We start from the raw sequence: 24,651 nt of genomic DNA on the forward strand, positions 1-24,651 counted from the left end.
AAAACAAAAAAAAGAGAGGACAATTCCTCTCTTTTTTTTTGTTTTTGAAACCCCTCTACTCTTATCTATAGGTTTTAAGATGGCCTAGTTAAAATCAATTAAGAAAGTATTTTAGGTTCTGACTTCGTTGAATTTTCAATAACGAATGAAAAATCTAGAGTGTTAGTAAAAGACGTACTTACATTGTTCATATTTTCTCAAAAATGACGATATAAAATTTGAGGTGAAGGTTTTGGGAAAACATAATATTGAATATTTATCATCGAAAATTAATGTAAAAACAGTAATTGTGGATGGGCTATTACTACATAGTAAGTATGATCCAATAAAAGAAGCAGATAGAATAGTAGAAAAAGAGTTCGAACCGAATTTTGCTTATGTATTATTTGGTTTTGGATTAGGCTATATTAAAGATGCATTATTAGAGAGAATCGATAATCCATCTAAGCTAGTAATTATTGATCCAATATTTTCGTTAATAGAACATGATGATAAGTCACATCATGTCATTGAGAAAATAGACGAAAAAGAAATTGAAACCTATATTGCAAATCAGTTACCTCACTTAAGTAAAAAAGTAAAAGTAGTGTGTTCTCCGAATTACGAGAAATTATTTCCAAAAGAATATAAAATGGTTTTACAAATAATTAAAAACGTACAAATGATTAATTTAGTAAATGAAAATACAGTGAGATATTTTGCTGATTCATGGCAAGAAAATTCAATTCATAATTTAGTTAACGTTTATACAGGGATGTCATTAGAAATATTGAATAAGTATTATACTTGCCCAGTGATAATTGCAGCAGGGGGTCCTTCATTAACTAAACAACTGCCATTATTAAAAGAAATAGAAAAGAATGTGATTTTAATTGCTGCAGGATCAACAGTAAATTCGTTATTAAAAAATGAAATTGAACCTGATTATATTGTTACTATCGATGGCTCATTAGCTAATTATAACCATTTTAAGAATATTGGTGAAATAAAATCAAAATTGCTTTTTGCAATTACAAGTAATTACAAAATTCAATATGAATATAAAAATGAAAAGTATGCATTTGTTGATGCTAATGACGTTGAGTATAGAGAGCAAATTAAAAAAATGTTCGGTTATAACTTACCATTAATTCTTGGGGGAGGGTCAGTGGCTAATTTTTGTTATTCAATAGCAAATTATATTACTACTGGACCAATTGCTATGATCGGACAAGATTTAGCATATACGGACAATAAGTCACATGATGAAAGTAATAAACATTATATTGAAATTAGTGATGAAATCAAAAAAGAAAGACGATCATTTGAATTAGAGGGCTATTATGGGGACAAAGTTTTGACAGATTACTCTTTTCTATCAATGAAAAAAAGCTTTGAAATGCTGCACTATCATAACAATAATGATAATGAAATTTATAACTGTACTGAAGGTGGAGTGAAAATTGAAGGAATAGAGCAATTGCCTTTTCGAACTTTTGTTGAAAAATTTGTTGATAGAAACAATGTAATAGATATTGAAGTGGAAATTACAAGAAGGAAATCGGATGATAAAACTTTTTACAGTATAATGGATCAAAATATAAAAATATATGATGAAGTGATTAAAGAAATCAAAAATGCCATTATTTTTTTAAAAACAAACAGATCATCGGTTAATTTTGATAAAAAAGTACTGAGAGGTCTTGATAAGATAGACGCTAAATTAAAGAAAGCGTTTATTGAGCTTTCAATTGAATATATTACTGGTCCAATTACTATTGATGTTTTAAGAAATTATGAACAAGTACCAAATGAAAAACCAGAAGAAAGTTATAAAAGGATTTATAATCAAAATTTAGAGCTATATACTAGACTACTAGAGGTTATTGAAAAATCTAAGCTTTATACAATAGAAGCAACTAAAGAAGCAGAAAATTATTTAGATAAGGATGGGAATTATGGAAAATGAAATTTTAGAAGTGTTAGAAAGTTATAACGAGTATTTAGGGAAAATTCCATTTGGTTCGGAATATATTGCAAATAATTTAAGAAAAGATAATATTACTGATGCATTACAGGCTATTAGTAATTTTTCTGAAGGGGTTATTTGGATTACGGAAGCAAATAAGTTATTAAATAAAGGCGGAGTGAAAGTTGAAATGGATATCGATAAAATTAAAGAGTTTTTTATCGAAATAAATGAAGGATTAGAAAATAAAGATTACTTATTGGTCGCGGATTTATTTGAATATGAAATAGTACCATTCTTTAGCGAATCGAAACAAGCGACATTGAACATATAGTACAATGGTTATGAAATGGGAAGTAAAACTTGCAAAAAATAATGAAAAAACGTTAAAGCTAAATGACATTTCTATTTATAGTACTTATCGACCTTTTGAGAGTGTTGAGAAATGGATAAAAGCTGAAATAGATTTGAAAGTAGATAATTATTTGCTAATTGGATTAGGACTAGGCTACCATTTGAAATCATTACTTAATTATGCGAGAAATAAGAAAATTATTGTATATTATTTTAATCTAGAAGAATTATTATTGTTTAAGAAAAATAACAGCGATGATTGGTGGAAAAAAGATAATATTCAAATAGTCAATACTTTAAAGGGGTTGGACTTTAAATCATTTCAAGTGCTCTTTCCTAATAGTTGGTTGACTGCAATTGGAGAAACACATCCTTTATTTAATTCATTAGAAGTTATAAAAATTACACAAAATTCTTACAAAAAAAATGCTGATAAAATGCAGGAAAATTTCCAATTAAATAGTTTGTTAGGTGATGCTTCGTTTATTGAGATGCAGCAAGAAAAAGTAGTTTGCCTAGTAGCGGCAGGGCCATCATTAGACAAAACAATAAATTGGCTAAAATTATATCAAGAAAAAATAGATATTTTTGCAGTAGGGGCAGTGTTAAAAAAGCTATTAATGAATGAAATTATTCCTAGTGCTATTGTTTTAACAGATGCAAATGAGGTGATAAAATCACAAATTGATAATAGTGGTTTTACTGGAGATTTATACTATTTGAGTACGGCAAATCATAGTTGTGTTAAATTGCATGAGGGACCTCGTTATATAATGTACCAGAAAGGGTACACGGCAGCAGAAGAACTAGCGAAAAAATATAATTATCCAATGATAGAGACCGGAGGATCAGTTGCAACTGCTACACTAAGCTTAATAGAAGCATTAGGTTATAAAAATGTAATTTTGTTTGGAGTAGACTTAGGTTTTGAAAATGATAAAACACATGCTGATTTTACTAATTCAGTATTTGAGAGTTCCACAAACAGATTCCGCAAAATTATTGCAAATGATGGCAGTGTCATTAACACTCACGCTATGTTTCAGATTTTTTTACAATGGTTTAATGAGAAAATGAAAGACACTGAGCTTAATGTTTATAATACAGCAGAAAAAGGTGCAAAAATAGATCATGTTTCATTAATAGATAAAGAGGTTTTTGAAGAAATTGTCTGTAATAATTATTAAAAAGGATGAAAAAATTGAGATCGAAAATATTAGTAACTGGTGCTGATGGCTTCATTGGCTCACATTTAACAGAAACATTAGTACGACAAGGCTATGATGTTCGTGCATTTGTTTATTATAATTCATTTAATTCATGGGGCTGGTTAGATCAGTCTTCATCTGAAATTAAATCATCATTGGATGTGTTTTCAGGAGATATCCGTGATCCTTATGGTGTAAAAGAAGCAATGAAGGGTTGTACGCATGTCCTGAATTTAGCAGCGCTAATTGCAATTCCGTATTCCTACCATTCTCCTGCAACTTATGTAGATACAAATGTAACAGGGACATTAAATGTTGTACAAGCAGCGAAAGAGTTAGGTGTAGAAAAGGTAGTTCATACTTCTACAAGTGAAGTATATGGAACAGCGTTATATGTACCAATCGATGAAGAGCATCCATTACAAGGACAATCGCCATATTCTGCATCAAAAATAGGCGCTGATCAAATGGCTTTATCATTTTATCGCTCATTTGATACACCTGTATCTATTATTCGTCCGTTTAATACATATGGACCACGCCAATCTGCACGGGCGGTTATACCGACGATTATTAGTCAACTGGCAAGTGGCAAAACGAACATAAAGCTGGGAGCAGTAAGCCCTACACGCGATTTTAACTATGTAAAAGATACTGTTAACGGTTTTATATCTGTTATGGAATCTACTAAATCAATCGGTGAAGTCATTAATATCGGGTCAAACTATGAGGTTTCAATTGGTGAAACTGCAGAAATGATTGCAGATATTATGGGTGTAAATTTAAAGATTGAAACAGATGAACAACGCCTACGTCCTGAAAAAAGTGAAGTCGAACGTCTTTGGGCTGAGAATAAAAAGGCGAAGGAACTACTTGGTTGGGAGCCACAATATGGTGGCAAAGATGGTTTCCGTAGAGGTCTTGAAGAAACAATAGAATGGTTTACAAATCCTAAGAACTTATCTCAATATAAGGCAGATGTTTATAATATATGAATACGCAATGGTTGGAATTTGCAGATAATGTAAAGCAGTTTTATGGAAAAGAATTTGTGCCTTTACATGAGCCTACATTCAATGATAAAGAAGTTGAATATGTCACGGATTGTATAAAAACAGGTTGGGTTTCTTCAGTTGGCGCTTATGTTAATCGTTTTGAGGAGGATTTAGCTAAATTTGTCGGTGTAAAGCGAGCGGTTGCTGTTGTTAACGGTACAGCAGCACTTCATATAGCTTTAAAGGTAGCTGGGGTAGAGGAAAATGATGAAGTACTTATGCCATCACTTACCTTTATCGCCACAGCGAATGCGGTATCATATTTAAAAGCAATACCTCATTTTGTCGATGTAAATGAAGATACATTAGGTGTCGATCCAGTTAAACTTGACCGATATTTAGAGCAGCTTGCTGAGATGAGAAATGGAGATTTATATAATAAAGAAACAAATCGCCGAATTAAAGCTCTCGTACCGATGCATACATTCGGACATCCTTGTATGATGGATGAACTAATTGAAGTATGTAAGAAATTCAATCTTGTGCTTATCGAGGATGCCGCAGAATCATTAGGTAGTTATTATAAAGGGAAACATACAGGTAGTTTTGGAAAAGTAAGTGCGATGAGCTTTAACGGTAATAAAATTATTACTACTGGTGGTGGTGGTGCGATTCTAACAGATGATGATGAGATTGCGGATTATGCCAAACACTTAACGACTACAGCGAAAATACCCCATAAATGGGAGTATAGACATGATGAAGTTGGCTTTAATTATCGAATGCCAAATATAAATGCAGCACTGGGATGTGCACAACTTGAGAAGATGATTGAATTTATCGAACAAAAACGTCAGCTTACAAAGATATATATGGATTTAGTACAAGATTTAGATGGAGTTAGATTATTTACAGAGCCAAACTATTGTAAAAGCAATTACTGGCTACAAACATTAATTTTAGATGAAACATTGGACCGAGATGAAATTCTTACAATTTTAAATGATAATGGAATAATGAGTCGGCCTATTTGGCAGCCATTACACATGCTAGAAATATATAAAGAGTGCCCCAAAATGTGTCTTAGTGTAACAGAGCTATTAAAACAAACGATTATTAATATTCCAAGTACACCATTTGAGGTGAAATAATGAATAAATTTGATGAAAGATATGAAATACGTTTAGCCAAATATGCCGATATCAAAATGATTATGACATTTTTAAACGATCATTGGCGTGAAGGACACATTATGGCGATAGATCAAACGTTATTTGAATATGAATATGTGAATGGTGAAGATGTTAATTTTGTACTAGCTATTGATCGTAACTCAGGGTTATTAGAAGGGATTTTTGGGTTTTTAAATTGCTCACAAACTGCTGATTTAAATAAAAAAGATATTTGGGGTAGTATGTGGAAAGTAGTGGAGGTACGTAATAATATTCCTTTTTTAGGTATTGAGTTAGCAAAACGAGTAGTGGAAATAACAAAATGTCGTACTCAAATTGGTAACGGTGCAAATCCTAAAACGACTGTCCCATTAAGAAAGATGTTTTTTAAAGAAAAAGTTGATAAAATGCAACATTTCTATTTTTTAAACAATAATATAGAGGAATATAAAATAGCTATAGTCAATGAGCTACCTAACTTGAATCATAATACAACAAGAAAATCGAAAATTGTAAGATTGAACTCAATAGAAGATTTAAAAAGCGAATTTGATATTGAAAAATTAAATACAATTCCATATAAGGATAATTGGTATTTTAATAAACGCTATTTTGAACATCCGTATTATACTTATGAGGTTTATGGAGTTACAGATGAAAGAAATGAAGTAGGTGCAATACTAGTTTGTAGAGAAGTTATTCATAATGGATCAAAAGTGCTTCGAATAATGGATTATTTGGGTGAAGAAAGCCTCTTCGAAGGATTATATAATGAATTTGTGTGTTTAATAGAAGATAGAAATATAGAATATATTGATTTTTATGTTTATGGCTTCGAAAATCAGTATATCACAAATGCGGGGTTCGTTTTAAAAAATGAACTAGATACTAATGTAATTCCTAATTACTTCGAACCTTTTTTACAATCAAATGTGGATATATGGGTACATTATAAACTGCCTAGCACAAAGTTTTTTAAGGCAGATGGAGATCAAGATAGACCAAATCTAATTAGAAGATAGAGAGAGAAAAATGGAAAATTTATTAATAGATGAGAATGTATTTTACGAAAATTATAATAATTATATACAGCATATAAAGGATAAAGAAGAAATATTAATTTGGGGTAGTGAACTTTCGAGTGCTAATATTATTGAATTAATAAAGAATGAAAATATTTGGTTCAAAGTTATTGGATTTGTAACCAATAATAAAGATTTGTGGGGAGGGAGAATTCAAGAGAAAAGAATATTTAGTCCTGTTGATGTAGTAAATAATCTACAGAAAGATAATGTACTGGTTATTATCGCTGCTCAACAACAAAGCGCTATACAAAGTCAATTAGAAAAACTTCAAGTACCTAATGAAAAAATTGATTTAAAAGGATTTGGTTTATCTAAAGATTATCTTACTTATAAGGATAATCAAACTCCATTTGAAATAATTCAAGAAAATTTATTAGAAATTAGAAAAACTTTCGATTTATTGGAAGATCAAAAATCAAAAAATGTGTTAAGTAACATACTAAATTCTAAGATAACTTTAGATAATAGTTATTTGAATGGTATTGCTTCTCCACCAGTACAGCAATATTTTGATGAAGAATTAATTAGTTTAAATGAAGGGGAAGTCTTTATAGATTGTGGAAGTTTTAATGGAGATACTTTAAAATCTTTCTTGAATTTCTCGAATGGAACGAAATACAAAAAGTATATTGCTATTGAAGCGGATCCAAAAATATATAAAGATCTTTTATTAACAATAGAAAAGGAAAAAGTAGAAAATGTTTTACCTATTAATATAGCTTGTTGGTTTGAAGAAGCTACTTTATCATTTATGCAACAATCAAGTTCAGGTTCAATAAATACTGAAGGATCGATGTCTGTTCAAGCAAACAGTTTAGACAATTTATTTTCTGAAGATAAAATTACATTTATAAAGATGGATATAGAAGGAGCGGAACAAAATGCTTTGTTAGGTGCAAAGAAATTAATAGATAAAAATTCACCTATTTTAGCAATTTGTCTATATCATAAGCTAGAAGATTATTTTAAGATTCCATTAATGATAAATGAGATGAATTCTGAATATAAGTTTTTTATAAGACATTATACAGAAAGAGTAGATGTTGAAACGGTATGTTATGCAATTCCTAAAAATAGATTGAAGCAAATTTGAATAATTTTTAGACAGAAAGATTATGTAAGTAAAATAACAGGCTAACGACATTAAGTTTATTTAATTATTAGATGTATTATTTTAAGAATTTTAGATAAGGACTCAATTAAAATTATACTATTTTAAATATAATAGAGAAAAAGTAATCACTTGTGAAGCATCGAATAAGGTTGAATTAATATTTCATCTATTTCAGGAATTTCCAAATAAATCAACTTTGAATCTATACTAAACTATGTAGACAATAATAAAACTAAATTAGGGGAGATAAAAATTGTCGAAAGATTATCTCTCCAAATGATATAAAGGAATTGGCCTTAGAAAACGAACTTTTTAATTAAAAGTTGAAGATAAAATTGCAAAATAAAAGTATTGCCTAAATTAACACATCATGCAACAAAGAAATCTAAAATAATGAAATTAACCTCTATAGAAGATTTAAAAGACGAATTAGATATTGGAAAATTCAATAAAGCTCCATTGAATAATGGATTATTTAGGAGAAGAAAGCCTCTTCGAAAGAAGATATGAGGAATTTATGTGTTTAATAGGAGAAAGAAATGTTTACAATACAATGATTTCTTTATTTATGGCTTCGAAATACATTTTATTACAAATGTGGGAATCGTTTAAAAACTAAATCCGAAATTTTTTGTTCGATTAAATGTGGATATATTTCATTATAAACCTGCCTAACACAAAATTTTTTAAGCTGAAGGGAATCAAGATAGACCAAAGTTTGTAAAAAATTAAAAGCATTTTATTTAGATTACTGAAAGTGAGTGGGGATTTTGAATTTGCTGAAATCTATTTTTTTAGAGGATTTATTTGAGTCTTCTATCAATCAATATGTTGAGGAACTAAGAAATGTAGAGTTTATTGTAATTTGGGGAACTGGAAATGGAGCTTCTCTAGTTTATAACTTTTTAGATGAATACAACATAAGTAATAAAGTTAAATATTATGTAGACAGTAACTATGCTATTGTAGGTACTTATAGAAATGGTTGTAGTGTTATTAGTCCTCTAGATTTAAATAATATTATGATAGAGGGAAAGTATAAAATCATTATCTCTTCAATGTTTTTAGCTGAGATTAAAAACCAAATATTAAATTTAAATATAGATGAGAAATGTATTGATATAAGGGGATTTGGGCTAGCAAAAGATTATTGGACTTTTAAAGATTGTTCGCCTTATAAAGTAATATATAAAAATATTGAATTATTTGAAACAGTATATAATAGTTTAAATGATGACTTTTCAAAAAGGATATTTACAGGAATTTTAAATTCTAAAATTGCTTTAGATAATAAATATTTAGTAGGAATTAATAGTGAGCCATTACAACAATATTTTGAAAAGGACTTAATAAAATTAATTCCAGGCGAAGTTTTTGTAGACTGTGGTAGCTATGTTGGCGATACTTTAGATATTTTTTATAAATTAACAGAAGGAAAATTTGAAAAATATATTGCCATTGAAGCAGATCTGAATAATTTTGGAAAGTTGAATGAAAACATACATACACATAAATATGAAAATATAGTCACCTATAATTTAGCTTGTTGGAATGAAGAAACAACACTAAAATTTGATTCAAATCAAACTGCAGGGCATATTGTAAAAGAAGGTCAAGTTACTATAGAAGCAAACACTCTGGATAATATTTTAGAAAATGAGAATGTTACTTTCATCAAAATGGATATTGAAGGTGCTGAAGAGAATAGTTTAATAGGTGCTAAACAAATTATTAGTAAAAACAAACCAATTTTAGCAATTTGCTTGTATCACGGTTTTGAGGACTTGTACAAATTACCATTAATTATGAAAGAATATAATAATGAATATAAATTTTATATTCGTCATTATACTGAATTAGTAGATCAAGAAACGGTTTGCTATGCAATTCCTGAAAATCGATTAATTAGTTATTAAATATATAAGGAGGGCTTAATATGAAGCCTATCGTAATAGGTATGGTAGGAGCAGGACGTGCAACGGAACTACATATGCAAGCACTTCAGAGAGTAAGTGGAATTCCATTACGTTTTAAAACAATTGTAGCTAGGCGTGAGGAGCAACTAATGCCAGCGAAAAATTTATATGGATTTGAAATCGCTTCATATGATTTCGAAGATTTATTAAATGATCAAGAGATTGATGTCATTGATATTTGTACACCACCATATGTTCATGAAGATATGGTCATTCGTGCAATGGAAGCAGGCAAGCATGTTATCTGTGAAAAGCCTCTTTCTGGATTTTTTGGGCGCGAAGGCGATCAAGTACCGATTGGTGATAATGTTTCTAAAGTAGAAATGTATGAACATTTATTAAAATCTTTAGAGAAATTACGAGATGTAGTTGAAAAATCTGAAAAAAAATTTATGTATGCTGAAAACTTTGTGTATGCGCCAGCAGTAATGAAAGCAGCAGAAATAATTAAAGCGAAGAAAAGCCGTATTTTATATATGAAAGGTGAGGAGAGTTTAAAAGGTTCGAGTTCTCCAGTTGCTGGCGAATGGTCAAAAACAGGAGGAGGTACCTTTATAAGAACTGGTTCTCACCCATTATCAGCTATATTATGGCTAAAGCAACAAGAAGCTGAGACAAGAGGGACTAAGATTTATGTGGAAAGTGTGTTAGGAGATATGGCACGAATTACACCTTCCTTAACAGATTATGAACACCGTCATATTATGGCAAGACCAAACGATGTTGAGGATATGGGGACTGTCATTCTTACCTTTTCAGACGGTTCTAAAGCAGTAATTATTGCAACTGATGTTTGTTTGGGCGGTAGTAAAAATTATGTTGAACTATACTGTAATGATGCTTCTATTAATTGTACGATTACATTAAATGATTTAATGGAAACTTATTTTTTAGATGAAGATGGGTTAGATAACGTTTATCTTTCTGAGATGTTACCGAGTAAAAAAGGGTGGAATAAACCTTTTATTGCTGATGAACTTATTAGAGGCTATACAGGTGAAATGCAAGACTTTATGGAGTGTGTATATTATAATCGAGATCCTAAATCTGGATTCGAATTAGCGTACGATACGATAAAAGTTACATATGCTGCATATAAGTCTGCCGAAATTGGAAGTAAAGTGAACTTGTAATTAAGGAATTGAGGAAAGCATAATGAATAAGTTAGCGGATTTATTTTTTGAAACGGCTATCTTAAACAAAAATAAGTTAGCTATTTGGTGTGAAGGTGAGAGTATAACTTATGAAGAATTAGCAAATTTAATAAGTCGTTATGCTAATCTTTTGTTAAACAATGGAGTTAAATATGGTGACCATATAGGTATAACCATGAATAATAGTATTACTTCTGTTGCTCTAATTTTAGCTGCTGCAAATAATGGTTTAGGATTGGTTCCAGTAAATCCTACTATGCCTAAAGAAGCTCTCATTCATGCTTTTGAAGTAGCAAATGTAAAGCATATTATTGCTACGAAGAAGTTTTACGAAAAACATGAAGGTCTAAACTTTAGTGGTAAAACGTTTTGTTTAGATGCAAATATGGAAGAGAAAATATCTTTTTTAGATAGTAAAAGTCAATCGGAGGAAAGACCTTATGTTAAAGAGGTTACCGGTAATGAATCTTTTATTATAACTATGACTTCAGGTTCAACAGGAAATCCTAAGCCAATTTTATTAACACAGGAAAACAAATATAAGCGTATAATAGCCCATTTAAATTTGTATAATATTACATTTGAAGATAGGGTATTAGCGGCTACACCGTTATATCACTCATTGGCAGAAAGATTGGTACTAATACCATTGATAATTGGTGGTACTAGTATCCTGATGTCGCGTTTCACACCAATGAGATGGTTAGAAATTATTAAAAATCAACGCGTAACATTTACTATTGCAGTCTCTGCACAATTAAATCAAATAGTTAATTGCCTTCCTAAAGTTGAATTGGATGATATTAGCTCGCTGAGATGTGTTGTTTCCTCTTCAGCATTGTTAGAAGAACATGTTAGAAAAGAGTTAGTTGCAAAACTAGAATGTGATTTTTATGAGATGTATGGTACATCAGAAATATCTACTGCAACAAGTATTAATTTTAAAGAAGCTCACCTGAAGCAAAATTCTATTGGAACACCTTTGTTAGAAGCGAGTATTAGGATATTAAAAGAAAATGGTGAGCTTGCAAAGCCATACGAAGTGGGAGAAATTCTTTGTAGAACCTCTTTAATTTGCGAGGGGTATTATGGAAGAAACGAATTATTTAATGAAAGTGTTAAAGATGGATTTTTTAAAACAGGTGATTTAGGCTATCTAGATGAGGATGGGTATTTATTTTTTTCTGGAAGGAAAAAAGAGTTAATTATTACCGGAGGGATTAATGTCTATCCAATAGATATTGATAAATGTGTAGCAGAATTGTCTGAAATAGAGGAATGTGCCGCATTTGCATGTCCTAATGAGAATTTAGGAGAAGTAGTGGCCTTAGCTGTTATTTTAAAGAAAGATGCTTCTTTATCTATAAGGGATATCCAACGGCACTGTGCAAAAAATTTAGCTGACTATCAGCAACCACAAAAAGTTTACTTTGTGCAAAGTCTCCCTAAAAATGCTATGGGGAAATTATTGAGAACTAAAATTATGGATACTGTCATTAAATGAGGGACTAAATAATGAACATTACAGATTATATTTTAAGTGCTTTACAAGAAAAACATACTATTGAAGATATGACTGACTTAAATAATTTAAATTATGTCCAAGAAGGATATATTGATTCTTTTGGCATTATTCAATTTGTTTGTGATATTGAGGAACATTTCGATATTACCTTTTCTGATGAAGAAATGATGTCAGATGAATTCCAAGTTGTAGGAAAGTTAATTAATTTGATTGAACAGAAAATAAATACAAAATAATATTTAGCTCATAGCTTTTGATTTTATATAAAATATAAAAGTTATGAGCTTTAATTAAGTTGGAGTGTAATTAATGAAAGATTTGATAATTATGTACCATTATGTGATGGAGCCTGAGCAATGGAAAGGTAGTGTTCCAATTAGTCCAGAGAATTTCAAGAAACAAGTATTATGGGCAAAGAAACATTATGAAATTGTAAAACCAGAAGATATACATAAGCCTACTTCAAAACCAAAATGTATCATTTCATTTGATGATGGAACAAAGGATCAATATATAAATGCATTTAATATTTTAAAAGAGCTCGAGGTTCCTGGATATTTTACTATAATGTATGGTCCCCTTAGACTAAAAAAGATACCTATTTTTCATTTAGTACATACAGTGCTTTCATACTTCGATGATCAAGTAATTTGGAATGAAATTTCCTCTAAAGTAAATCAAGATGAAATAAGAAATAGAAGTGAAATTTATTCATATGAAACGAACAAATATAGACGTTATGTTAAATATTTATTCAATTTTTATTTTGAAGAAAAAGAGAGTAGAATATATTTAGAGGAAAAGGTTATTTCAATTTATGGATCTTTAGAAAAATTTATAGAGGAATTTTATATTTCAGAACAAGAAATTCTGGAAATGGACAATGCAGGTATGTCTATCGGAGTACATTGTGTAAATCATAAACCTTATGGTGGAAATGCTTTAGATTTTTATAATAAAGAAATTGCACCATGTAAAAGCTATTTAGAGAAGCTTTTATCGAAAGAGGTTAAACTTTATACCCCAGCCTTTGGAGGTGGTGAGAATGCGGTTACTATGCAAGGGGAACTACTTCCAATTTTACAGCAAAAAGGATTTATTGCAGGGTTCACTACTCAAAAAGGATTCACTGATTTGCAACAAGGTTTTTGGCATAATAGAATTGATTGTAATCAATTAAACTATGAATGAGGTAATCGTGGAATGAAAATTTGCTTCATAACAGCTACTAGAGCAGAATACGGGTTGTTAAAACCATTAATAAAAAAGATTCAAATGAATGATTATTTCGAACTAAAAATGATTGTTACAGGTATGCATTTGTCTTCAGAATTTGGACTAACTTTTAAACAAATTGAAGAAGATGGATTTAAAATAAACGAAAAAGTGGAGGCACTTTTATCATCAGACACAGCTATAGGTGTGGCAAAATCTATGGGGTTAACAACGATAGGATTTGCTGATGCTTTTGCGCGCTTAGAACCTGATTTAATAGTAATTTTGGGTGATCGGTTTGAAATGTTAGCAGTTGCTCAAGTTGCGCTTGTCATGCAAATTCCAATTGCACATATCCATGGAGGAGAATGTACATTTGGTGCTTATGACGATGCTATTCGACATTCGATTACAAAAATGGCAACTTGGCACTTTACAAGTACTGAAATGCATAGAAAGCGTGTTATTCAATTAGGTGAACACCCCGATAGAGTTTGGAATGTAGGGGCAATAGGTATTGAAAACACGAAAAAATTACAATTAATTTCAAAAGAAGATATTTATAGAGATTTAGGTTTAAATATAGAATTGCAAACAATGTTAATTACATATCATCCAGAGACTGTTGATAATGAGAATGGAATAACGGAATTAATTAACGCTCTAAGTGAGTTTACTCAATTTAATTTAGTGTTTACAAAAGCTAATGCAGACAATGGCGGACGTTATATTAATCAAATAATTCAAGAATTTGTCCAAACGCATAAAAATGCATTTTTATTTGATGCATTAGGACAACTTAAATATTTAAGTATGGTACAAGCATCCTCGGTAGTCATAGGGAACTCATCAAGTGCTCTAATTGAAGTACCTTATTTACATACCCCTGCAGTTAATATTGGAACGCGTCAAGCGGGGAGGGAAAAACCAGATTGCGTTTTTGATTCTCAACCAAATAAAGAAGCAATTATAAATGGAATAGAAAAAGCACTAACCTTTAAAGGTCCTTTTAATGAGATTTTTGGAGATGGTAATACCTCAGATAAAATAATTGAGATTTTAAGTAATTTAACCCAGACTAAAGTAGAAAAGGGGTTTTATGATTTATGAAAATTAAAACATATATTATCGCTGAAGCAGGTGTCAATCATAATGGGTCATTGAAAATGGCAAAAGAGCTTGTAATGGTTGCAAAAAAAGCAGGAGCTGATGCGGTAAAATTTCAAACATTTAAAGCTGAAAACTTAGTAACAAAGCAAGCACAGCAAGCAGCTTATCAAGTTGAAAATTTAGGTGAGGCTTCATCTCAATTTGCGATGTTGAAAAAATTAGAATTAACGTATGAGGAATTTATTGAATTGCAGTCATTTTGTCTAACAGAACATATAGAATTTCTATCGACACCTTTTGATTTCGAAAGTGTCGATTTTTTACTAGATGAATTGAACATACCGATAGCTAAAATTCCTTCAGGAGAATTAACAAATGCGCCATTTATTCATTATATTGCAACAAAACGAAAACCAATTATCTTATCTACTGGAATGGCAACTGTTGAGGAGATTCATGAGGCACTAGCATTTATTTCTTATGGTTTAGTTAAATCTAAGGATCCCGTTACTTTAGAGAATGTATATAATTTTTATGCTACTGAAGAAGCGAAAGAAGTGTTAAAAAAATATGTAACAATTCTACATTGTACAACACAATATCCAGCGCCAATGGATTCCATTAATTTAAAAGCAATGATTGAAATGGAGAAAACCTTTCAATTACCTATTGGTTTATCAGACCATTCACAAGGTATCCATATCCCCATTGCAGCAATAGGTATGGGTGCAACAGTAATAGAAAAGCATTTTACATTAGATAAAACATTAGAAGGACCTGATCATCTTGCTTCCTTAAATCCAGCCGAGTTGCAGGCTATGACTAAAGGAATTAGAGATATAGAACGAGCTTTGGGGGATGGTATTAAAAAACCTACTCCGATAGAAATACAAAATCGTATTCCTGCCCGAAAAAGCCTAGTTGCTAAGTCTCTGATAAATGAAGGGGAAGTATTTACTCCTGACAATTTAACTGTAAAAAGACCAGGTCTCGGAATTGAACCATCAAAGTATTGGACATACATTGGAAAAAGAGCTTCAAAATCCTATAATGAGGATGAGTTAATTGATGAATAAACCTATTATTATTATTGGGAATGGTGGTCATGCGTCGGTATTAACAGAAATTTTACTTGCACAGAAGCAAATGATTATAGGTTTTACTGCACCGACTATTGAAGAGAATGCTTTTGATTTAGCTTACTTAGGAACTGATGAGATAATAAAAGATTATAAATCCTCTGACATTGAACTAGTACTTGCTATAGGTTCTATTAAGCCGTCGCCATTACGAGAAAATATATTTAATACGTTTACGCAAAAAAAGTATCAGTTTAAATCTGTAATCCATCCTTCGGCCATTATTGCTCCATCCGTTCAATTGGGACAAGGAGTACAAATAATGGCTGGAACTATTATTCAAACGAATACAACAATTGCCGATAATAGTATTATAAATACTGGTGCGCTAATTGATCATGATTGTCAAATAGGTTCCCATATACATATTGCGCCGGGCACTAAAATATCGGGCAGTGTTCATATTCATAAAGGAACACATATCGGAACAGGTGCAACAATTATTCAAGGCATTCATATAGGATCAAATTGTTTAATTGGTGCAGGAGCAGTTGTGGTTAATAATATTACAAATGGCATAAAAGCAGTTGGTGTACCTGCAAAGGAAGTGTAATGCTATGAAACAATGGCAAAAAACATTAGTTAATCAAAATCATACTTTACTAGATACAATGAAAATCATTGATGACTCTTCTTTGCAATTTGCAGTAGTTGTAGATGAAGAACAACATTTGCTTGGGACTGTAACAGATGGAGATATTCGCCGCGGTATTTTGCGAGGTGAGGGTCTTGATGTAACAATCACATCCATTATGAATTCAAATCCAATAAGTGCAAGAAGCGGTCAAAAATATCACAAATATAAGCAACTAATGAAATCGAAAATGCTTAAGCAATTACCTATTGTGGATGATAATAATAAAATTATAAATATACTTTTTGCCGATAATATTGAAACTTCATTAAATAAAAACACGGTTATATTAATGCTTGGTGGATTAGGTACAAGGTTGAGACCATTAACAAATGATACGCCAAAACCAATGCTTAGAGTAGGGAATAAACCAATCTTAGAAACAATAATAGAAGGATTTAAACAATATGGTTATAATGATTTTATCTTTTCCGTGAATTACAAAAAGGAGGTTATCCAAGACTATTTCCAAAATGGTGAAGCTTTTGGTATAACGATTGAATATATTGAGGAAGACAAAAAAATGGGAACTGCAGGAGCACTTTCTTTACTGAAAAATAGGCCAACCAAACCATTTTTTGTGATGAACGGAGATTTGCTAACACAAATTAATTTTGATCAGCTGATGCAATTCCATATGGAGCAACAATCTATTGCAACGATGTGTGTAAGAGAATATGAATATCAAATTCCATACGGTGTTATTGAAACTGATGGTACAGATTTAGTGACAATTAGAGAAAAGCCAATTCATCGTAGTTTTGTAAATGCGGGAATCTATGTATTAAATCCTAATGTGCTTGATTATATTCCACATGATAAGTTTTATGATATGCCTTCTCTGTTTGAGAAATTGATTGATAAAAAAAGTAAAACTTCTGTTTTTCCAATTAGAGAATACTGGCTAGATATTGGACAAGTGGATGATTTTAATAAAGCGAATAATGAATTTAAGGAGCTTGTATTATGAAGCCTAAAGTTTTAGCAATTATTCCTGCACGTGGAGGCTCAAAAACTGTCCCCCGAAAAAATATTAAAGATTTAGCAGGGAAGCCATTAATTGTATGGACAATTGAAGAAGCAAAAAAGTCCAAATATATTGATAGAGTTATTGTCTCGTCGGAGGATAAGGAAATCTTACAGGTGGCACAAAGTTTTGGTGAAGATGTACCTTTTCTAAGACCTGCTCATTTAGCAGAAGATACGACAGCAGGAATTGAGCCAATTCTACATGCGTTGGAACATTTCTCTTCCTACGATTTTGTTGTTGTGTTACAACCAACATCTCCCTTACGTTTAGTAGAAGATATTGATGGATGTATAGAACAGCTTTTACAAGAAAAAGCGGAATTTTGTGTTAGTGTTTGTGAAGTAGAACAATCACCTTATTGGATGTATACAATAGATAATACTGCTAAAATACAACCGCTATTGAAACAACAATCTTTAATAACAAGGCGTCAGGATTTGCCTAAAGTATATACGTTAAATGGAGCAGTATATATAGCCAATATTAGTCTTTTAAAACAAACAAGAAATTTTATTACGGAAGAAACTATAGCATATGTTATGCCCGTAGAAAGGTCTTATGATATTGATACAGAAGAGGATTTTAAGATTTGTGAATTTCTTTATCAGAAAATTTAATACAAACTATTAATAAAAAAATTAGAGAATTTTAAGACCGGATTATTTTAGACCTAAGTGTAACGCCTGTTGAAGTAAAAAATCATTTCATGAAATATATAATAAGTGAGTAACTCATTACGGGTTACTCACTTATTTTTTTAAAATATTCTTTCAGGTATTTGTGATTACAAAACTAATACCTGCCATACCTTAAATATTTTTATTTGAGCTAGTGCTAAATAGTGAATATTCTGTGTCGGCATATCTATTGGAAGTGGTTCATAGGAACTCATGGCATCAGCGATAAATGTTAGATTAAAATTTTCACCTTCAATGGATAAGTCATTTAATAAACCAGTGGTAGTTTCAATATGGAAAAGTGCAACACAAGTAAAAGTGTTCAGATGCTTTTCAAGTTTACGGAGATATATTTGAACTAGAGGTTTTTTTAATTTAAAAGATAGCATAGAATGTTGTTTTCCGTAAAAAGGTGAAACATTCCTAAAAACTTCCGATACTAAATATAAGAAAAAGAAATGTTTAGGAGGTTACATATTATGCGTATTGCAGCTCAAGGACAATCTTCAGATGTAGGAACTGCAACTTCATCAACATTTTCTAAAAAAGTTGCTTCAGAGGAACTCCCGATGACAAATATTAAATCGCAGTCGGTAGAGCAATCTAGAGAACTACCAACTGCCGAAGACCAAGAAATATCAAAAGACAAGTTGCAAAATGCGGTAGATACTGTAAATGAGTTTTTACAAGTAAATCATAATGCTTCTAAGTTTGTGTTACATGACGGTTTAGATCGTTATTTCGTACAGGTTGTTAACACCCAAACAGATGAAGTCGTAAAAGAAATCCCGCCTAAAAAACTTTTAGACGCATTTTATGAAATGAAAAAGTTATTAGGAATGATTGTTGACGAAAAGATATAAAGGTATCTAGGAGGAAAATAGAATGGTAAATAGAATCGGTGGATTAGCTTCAGGAATGGATATAGATGCATTAGTAAAAAAATTAATGACTGCGGAAAAAGCGCCATTAAACAAGTTATATCAAAAGAAACAAACATATGAATGGCAGCGTGACGCATATCGTAGTGTTAATACAAAATTAAAAACATTTGATACCTACATATCAGATAATTTAGTTTTAAAAAGTTTCCTATCTAAAACAGCAGCTAGTACAAACTCAAATTTAGTATCTGCTACTGCAACAGGAAGTGCTGCGGGAACACTTTCAATTGAGGGTGTTTCACAATTAGCTACAGCAGCTCGTAAAGTTGGTGACCAAGTAAATGCTATCGGTACGACAAAAATGTCGGATTTAGGGGCAACTGGGACGATTGAATTTAGAGCTATACAAAGTAATGGCAAATTAGCAAGTGAAGCAACAAAAATTCAAATTACTTCTGATATGACGGTAAACCAGTTTATTAATAAAGTGAATACTAGTAATGCGGGTATTAGCGCTGTATTTGAAAACGGCCGATTCTCATTTACTGCCAAGAACACTGGTGATGTTAAAGGCGATGAGGAAATTAAAGTTACAGGTGGAGTAGATATTTTCAACAAGTTAGGATTTGCTGACCCTAGTAAAGTCCAAACTACAGAAGGAAAAAATGCTATTTTCACTGTGAATGGTATAGCAACAGAACGAACAACTAATACGTTTAATATTTCGGGTTATAATGTTACGTTAAAAGAAACGTTCAACGGTGTTCAAACAATTGCAGATAAATATAAGGCTGCTGTGGAAGAATTTAAAAATGCTACAACTAATTTAGCAAATAAACAAGCAAACCTTGCAACTAAAAAAGGAGCTTATGGTGCTAGCGATATTAATAGTTACACAACAGCACACAACCAGGCTTATACCGATGCTTTTAGTGGTTCTTTAACTTTTTCACAGCAAGTGCAATATAATAAATTAGGAAGCGCTTTTTGGAAAGGCTTAGCAAATGATGAAGCTAGTTTCATCAATGATAAATTATCTGCAGGTCAATCAATTGAGGAGATAAGGAAGGCAATTGATGAAAGTGGTATGAGTCCAGAGAAGATAGAAAAATTCCAATCTTTAAAAGATGATGAATTACAAGCTTTATCTTCTCTTGATACAACGCAACTAAAAGCATTTAAAACTCAAGCTGATTACGAACAATATGGGATAACATTAAAAGACTTTGATCAAAATGCCATTGATGCACTAAAACGCTTCCCGTATAATGCTAATGATTCAATTGATAAAATTCATAAAGATATTGACGATAATACGGAATTTTCACAAGAAGTAAAAGATGCATTAAAATCATTAAGTAAAGATGATTTAACTAATCTAATTGCAACAGATTCAGCAACGTTAAAAACGTATGCGGAAAAAGCGCAAGGAGATGATTTAAAACAAAAGTATAGTCAATTTGGTGATGCAGGATTAAAAGGTTTGCAAAATGGTAGTATAAAAGAAGAAAATTTATCAGATGACCAAAAAAAGATTTGGAATGACTTATCAGCTGATCAAAAAAATAAATTTTATGCACTAGCGGATCAAAATATTCTGCGAAAAGAATACTTAACTGCAGATGCTGAAGAAAAAGCAGCTGTTACACGCTTAAATGAAGCTACTAGTACGCAAAATGCGGCCAAAGCAGATGCTGATGCAGCGGGTATTTTAAAACCTGATGGCAGTGTAGATGATACGATTGTAAATGCCGCACCAAAAGCACAAGCAGTGACGATGACTTCCACAACAAATGTTGACGATATTATGGCTAAAATTAAAGAATTTGTTACTACTTATAACGGTCTAATTAAAGATTTTAGTGATCAAACAAAAGAAACAAAATATCGTGATTATACGCCTTTAACTAGCGAGCAAAAAGAAGAAATGTCTGAAAGTGAGATTAAACTTTGGGAAGAGAAGGCGAAGAGTGGTTTACTTCGCGGAGATACTCTTATCCGTGAAGGATTGTCTAGTATGCGTGCATTAGTGTATCAATCTAATCCAAGTATTGATTCTAAATATAATACGTTATTTAGTATTGGAATTACAACATCTAAAAACTATAATGACGGTGGTACATTAGAAATTGATGAAACTAAATTAAGAAAAGCATTAGAAGAAGATCCGGATTCAGTCGAAAAACTCTTTAAAAATAGTGAAGGTAAAAAAGAGGATGTTGTAGATGGCAAAACAGTCGATACACGTGGTTATGTAGATAAATTACGTGAATCGATGAAAAATTTAGAAATTAGTATTGAGAAAAAAGCTGGTCGTTCGACTATGACAGATGCTCAATATGCAATTGGGAAAAATCTTATTGATACTGAAAGTCGAATTAGCACTTGGAAGACCAAACTCGAAAATATTGAAGCTCGTTATTGGAAACAATTTACGGCAATGGAGCAAGCGATAAATAAAGCAAATTCACAATCAAGTTTATTCTCTCAAGGTTCTTGATTAGGCTTTTAATGAAGCAAAGTAGGGGAAGTTTATGCAACTAACAAATCAATTATTGCAGGCGTCTGCGAATCTATTTAAATTATTAGGTGATATCCCAAAGGGCGAAGATCGTGATGACTATGTGGATACTATTAATAGTTTGTTGGACAAGCGCGGAACGATTATCGATGGTTTGAAACAAGAGGGTTTTCATTTTGATGAACAAGATCGTGTTCATCGTACCTTGCTTGAATTAGATAATGGAATTAAAGAACGATTGGCTGCTGTAATGAGCGCAGTAAAGCAAGATATGGCAAACCTTCAAAAAACGAAAAAAAGTGAAGTGCAATATTTTAATCCATATGGTAATGTCCGTGTGATGGATGGGATGTATTACGATAAGAAAAATTAATTTCTCTATTAGCTTTTCTTCGTTTAATGGTTTAAAATAGTAAATAAGTAACATCTAAAAGGAGTTGTCCTTTATTGGCAGCAAATTTAACAGCACAAAACGCGTATAAGCAAAATAGTGTCACAACTGCTTCACCTGGTGAGCTAACATTAATGCTATATAATGGGTGTTTGAAGTTCTTAAATAAAGCTAAACTTGCGATTCAAGAAAAAAATATTCAAGACAAAAATACAAATTTATTAAAAGCACAAGCGATTATTAGTGAGCTTATGGCGACACTTAATATGGATATTGAAGTGTCGAAAAATATGTTAGCACTCTATGAATATATGAATCGTCGGTTAGTAGAAGCAAATATCCAAAATGATGTAAGCATCATCGAAGAAGTTGAAGGCTTAGTGACGGAATTTCGGGATACTTGGAAAGAAGTTATTCGCATTAATCGACAACAACAATTCGGTAATGGGAATAACGGACAAGTTTAATAAAAAATTAGAGACCATCGCTTGATGATGGTCTCTTTTGTTTATTAGACAAATTATGCAAATAAAAAAACGATAAAGTTATTAAGATTATACAAAAATCGACAAGAGGAACTTTACATATAGTCATAAATTAGGTGATTTAACGGTAAAATATGTTACTAATTCCCTCTAGATGAAAATCATGTATTCGTGTCATAATCAAGCTAACTAAATGTTTGAAAAGTATTGGGGTGGGGAAGATGATATTTAAGCGTCAAGAAGGCTTTCGTTTTAAATTTGACGAGCCGGTTAATATGACCTTTGCGATATATGAGAATGGTAAAGTAAATCATGCGCAAACTGCAATGGCTGATTTATTGGATATTAGCCCGAGGGGATTAAAGATGTTTACTGAGGTTGATTTAGGTGTACGACCTTCTCCTCTTGATTTACGTTTTGTCCTAGATACAAGAGAAATTCGAGTATATGGCGAAGTGATTTGGAGCCGTCCTCATGGTAATGGGAAACAATACGGCGTATTTTTCAATAATCAAGGCGCTATTGAGGATTTGATTGTTGACGAGCTGAAAATGCGTCGAAAAAAAGAAATGGCTGAAGCAAAACAGAAAAAAATAAATTCATAAAATTTTATTGAAAAAAGAATTATTTTAGAGGAATTTCACACACTTGTGTAGAAATAAGAAGTATAGCAGTCATAAAGGAGGAGTTTACATGTTAAACTTTAACATTCGTGGTGAAAATATTGAGGTAACGCCAGCTATTCGAGAGTATGTAGAAAATAAAATCGAAAAAGTTGAACGTTATTTTAACGAAGATGTTAACGCCAATGCTAACGTAAATTTAAAGGTTTATAATGACAAGCAAACAAAAGTGGAAGTTACGATTCCAATGAAGAACTTAACACTTCGTGCAGAAGAACGTCATAATGATATGTATGCTGCAATCGACTTAATTGTTGATAAATTAGAGCGACAAATTCGCAAGCATAAAACAAAAGTAAACCGTAAATTCCGTGAGCGTGAAGGTGCAGGACTTTATTTTGCTATAACGCAGGCAGCAGCTGATACTGTAACAGAGGAAGACGAATATTCCATTGTACGTACTAAACAATTTGATTTAAAACCGATGGATCATGAAGAAGCGGTTTTACAAATGAACATGCTAGGCCATGATTTCTACATCTTTACTGATGCTGAATCAAACGGTACTAACATTGTTTACAAACGAAAAGATGGCAAGTACGGCTTAATTGAAACAACTTAAATAATAACTAAGAACTCTCATATTATATGAGGGTTCTTTTTTTATGCTTTTACAACTTCCTACTCTCCTAATGTTATGTAAAGTCAAAATGTTTAAAACTTTTTTTGAAAAATGGTTGTTGAATCGAGACGAAATTCCCTTTATAGAGTGTTAGCTAACAAATAAAAAAACAAATACAATAGGGGGAATTAAAATGGGTCTTTATTCAGACACAAGAACGGTTGAGGTAACTACAGCTCAAATCGCAGAAATGGTTCTTGCACAAAAGAAAGCAGTGGAGCTACTTGCAGACAATAAGGTAAATGAATCTATCGTAAGAAACACATATGCTTCATATGGAGGCGCTGTTTTAGGAATTGGCTGTGCGAATGGCAGACGCACAGCTAGAAAACTGAGGTTATTCCTACATAATAAAACAATTACTACATCTACTTTATAGTAGGGAAATAAAAAACGAACTTTTTTTATAATTTTTGTTGACTAATCTATAATTAACATGATATTATTTACTCCTGTCGTAAAACACGGATTATATTAATGAAATATTTATAAAATGAAAGTGTTGACAAACGAAATATTATCGTGTTATATTGTAACCCTGTCACTTTGACAGGGGAAAAACAACTTGAAAAAAGTTATTGACAAACACATTGGTATTTTGATATAATAATTTTATTGCTGCTGAAACGCAGCGCAAAATGAACCTTGAAAACTGAACAAGCAAAACGTAATCAATATAGTTTTTATTAGCTAACTTCGTTAGTGAACGAAACAAAATTTTGGACATCA

At 31.5% G+C, this 24,651-nt stretch carries 24 protein-coding genes; all 24 read left to right on the forward strand.

From position 1 onward, the window contains the following. Window positions 1–232 precede the first annotated feature (232 nt). Window positions 233–1,948 (forward strand): motility associated factor glycosyltransferase family protein, encoded by a 1,716-nt coding sequence (locus tag ACIQXJ_RS23065; RefSeq protein ID WP_403058191.1) that lies wholly within the window; start codon window positions 233–235, stop codon window positions 1,946–1,948. Next, window positions 1,938–2,282, forward strand: coding sequence for a DUF8042 domain-containing protein (locus tag ACIQXJ_RS23070; protein ID WP_403058194.1), 345 nt, complete (start codon window positions 1,938–1,940; stop codon window positions 2,280–2,282). The genes ACIQXJ_RS23065 and ACIQXJ_RS23070 overlap by 11 nt, the downstream gene beginning before the upstream one ends. A 10-nt stretch (window positions 2,283–2,292) precedes the next feature. After that, window positions 2,293–3,489, forward strand: coding sequence for a motility associated factor glycosyltransferase family protein (locus ACIQXJ_RS23075; protein ID WP_403058197.1), 1,197 nt, complete (start codon window positions 2,293–2,295; stop codon window positions 3,487–3,489). Window positions 3,490–3,494: 5 nt separating this feature from the next. After that, the gene (locus ACIQXJ_RS23080; protein ID WP_403058200.1) at window positions 3,495–4,505 is read left to right on the forward strand and encodes an NAD-dependent 4,6-dehydratase LegB; all 1,011 of its coding nucleotides are present in this window, start codon (window positions 3,495–3,497) and stop codon (window positions 4,503–4,505) included. Beyond that, window positions 4,502–5,656, forward strand: a complete 1,155-nt coding sequence (locus ACIQXJ_RS23085; protein WP_403058203.1) for a LegC family aminotransferase — start codon at window positions 4,502–4,504, stop codon at window positions 5,654–5,656. The genes ACIQXJ_RS23080 and ACIQXJ_RS23085 overlap by 4 nt, the downstream gene beginning before the upstream one ends. Next, entirely contained in the window at window positions 5,656–6,699 is a 1,044-nt protein-coding gene (locus tag ACIQXJ_RS23090) for a hypothetical protein (RefSeq protein WP_403058206.1), read from the forward strand. Before ACIQXJ_RS23085 ends, ACIQXJ_RS23090 begins: the two co-directional genes overlap by 1 nt. A gap of 10 nt (window positions 6,700–6,709) precedes the next feature. Next, entirely contained in the window at window positions 6,710–7,855 is a 1,146-nt protein-coding gene (locus ACIQXJ_RS23095) for an FkbM family methyltransferase (RefSeq protein ID WP_403058209.1), read from the forward strand. A 797-nt stretch (window positions 7,856–8,652) separates the two neighbouring features. Then, window positions 8,653–9,792 carry an FkbM family methyltransferase gene (locus ACIQXJ_RS23100; RefSeq protein WP_403058212.1) on the forward strand — a complete coding sequence of 380 codons (1,140 nt, stop codon included), beginning with the start codon at window positions 8,653–8,655 and terminating at the stop codon, window positions 9,790–9,792. Window positions 9,793–9,812: 20 nt separating this feature from the next. Beyond that, window positions 9,813–10,985 (forward strand): Gfo/Idh/MocA family protein, encoded by a 1,173-nt coding sequence (locus ACIQXJ_RS23105; RefSeq protein ID WP_403058215.1) that lies wholly within the window; start codon window positions 9,813–9,815, stop codon window positions 10,983–10,985. A 22-nt stretch (window positions 10,986–11,007) separates the two neighbouring features. Continuing rightward, on the forward strand, window positions 11,008–12,510 hold the full coding sequence (locus ACIQXJ_RS23110) for a class I adenylate-forming enzyme family protein (protein WP_403058218.1): 1,503 nt from the start codon (window positions 11,008–11,010) through the stop codon (window positions 12,508–12,510). Window positions 12,511–12,521: 11 nt separating this feature from the next. Then, window positions 12,522–12,767 (forward strand): acyl carrier protein, encoded by a 246-nt coding sequence (locus tag ACIQXJ_RS23115; RefSeq protein ID WP_403058221.1) that lies wholly within the window; start codon window positions 12,522–12,524, stop codon window positions 12,765–12,767. Window positions 12,768–12,840: 73 nt separating this feature from the next. Then, on the forward strand, window positions 12,841–13,722 hold the full coding sequence (locus ACIQXJ_RS23120; RefSeq protein WP_403058224.1) for a polysaccharide deacetylase family protein: 882 nt from the start codon (window positions 12,841–12,843) through the stop codon (window positions 13,720–13,722). A 12-nt stretch (window positions 13,723–13,734) separates the two neighbouring features. After that, entirely contained in the window at window positions 13,735–14,856 is a 1,122-nt protein-coding gene (gene neuC / locus ACIQXJ_RS23125; RefSeq protein WP_403058227.1) for a UDP-N-acetylglucosamine 2-epimerase, read from the forward strand. Further along, on the forward strand, window positions 14,853–15,932 hold the full coding sequence (gene neuB, locus ACIQXJ_RS23130; protein WP_403058230.1) for an N-acetylneuraminate synthase: 1,080 nt from the start codon (window positions 14,853–14,855) through the stop codon (window positions 15,930–15,932). Before neuC ends, neuB begins: the two co-directional genes overlap by 4 nt. Next, window positions 15,925–16,548 (forward strand): acetyltransferase, encoded by a 624-nt coding sequence (locus ACIQXJ_RS23135; protein ID WP_403058233.1) that lies wholly within the window; start codon window positions 15,925–15,927, stop codon window positions 16,546–16,548. Before neuB ends, ACIQXJ_RS23135 begins: the two co-directional genes overlap by 8 nt. Window positions 16,549–16,552: 4 nt before the next feature. Then, window positions 16,553–17,599, forward strand: coding sequence for a nucleotidyltransferase family protein (locus ACIQXJ_RS23140; protein WP_403058236.1), 1,047 nt, complete (start codon window positions 16,553–16,555; stop codon window positions 17,597–17,599). Then, window positions 17,596–18,276 (forward strand): acylneuraminate cytidylyltransferase family protein, encoded by a 681-nt coding sequence (locus ACIQXJ_RS23145; protein WP_403058239.1) that lies wholly within the window; start codon window positions 17,596–17,598, stop codon window positions 18,274–18,276. The genes ACIQXJ_RS23140 and ACIQXJ_RS23145 overlap by 4 nt, the downstream gene beginning before the upstream one ends. A 539-nt stretch (window positions 18,277–18,815) precedes the next feature. Then, window positions 18,816–19,199, forward strand: coding sequence for a flagellar protein FlaG (locus tag ACIQXJ_RS23150; protein WP_403058242.1), 384 nt, complete (start codon window positions 18,816–18,818; stop codon window positions 19,197–19,199). Between the two features lie 22 nt (window positions 19,200–19,221). Continuing rightward, a complete protein-coding gene (fliD, locus tag ACIQXJ_RS23155) occupies window positions 19,222–21,720 on the forward strand; it encodes a flagellar filament capping protein FliD (RefSeq protein ID WP_403058245.1) in 2,499 nt (832 codons plus the stop codon). 34 nt (window positions 21,721–21,754) lie between these two features. Then, on the forward strand, window positions 21,755–22,114 hold the full coding sequence (fliT, locus tag ACIQXJ_RS23160; RefSeq protein ID WP_403058248.1) for a flagellar protein FliT: 360 nt from the start codon (window positions 21,755–21,757) through the stop codon (window positions 22,112–22,114). A gap of 74 nt (window positions 22,115–22,188) precedes the next feature. Further along, window positions 22,189–22,599, forward strand: coding sequence for a flagellar export chaperone FliS (gene fliS / locus ACIQXJ_RS23165; RefSeq protein WP_401019101.1), 411 nt, complete (start codon window positions 22,189–22,191; stop codon window positions 22,597–22,599). A 239-nt stretch (window positions 22,600–22,838) separates the two neighbouring features. Then, window positions 22,839–23,222: a PilZ domain-containing protein gene (locus ACIQXJ_RS23170; RefSeq protein ID WP_403058251.1), complete on the forward strand. Its 384-nt coding sequence runs from the start codon at window positions 22,839–22,841 to the stop codon at window positions 23,220–23,222. 88 nt (window positions 23,223–23,310) lie between these two features. Continuing rightward, on the forward strand, window positions 23,311–23,862 hold the full coding sequence (hpf, locus tag ACIQXJ_RS23175; protein ID WP_173479666.1) for a ribosome hibernation-promoting factor, HPF/YfiA family: 552 nt from the start codon (window positions 23,311–23,313) through the stop codon (window positions 23,860–23,862). 193 nt (window positions 23,863–24,055) lie between these two features. Next, window positions 24,056–24,301, forward strand: a complete 246-nt coding sequence (locus ACIQXJ_RS23180; protein WP_403058254.1) for a hypothetical protein — start codon at window positions 24,056–24,058, stop codon at window positions 24,299–24,301. Window positions 24,302–24,651 lie beyond the last annotated feature (350 nt).

Source organism: Lysinibacillus sp. NPDC097868 (assembly GCF_044761135.1).
In the GTDB taxonomy this organism is placed as follows: domain Bacteria; phylum Bacillota; class Bacilli; order Bacillales_A; family Planococcaceae; genus Lysinibacillus.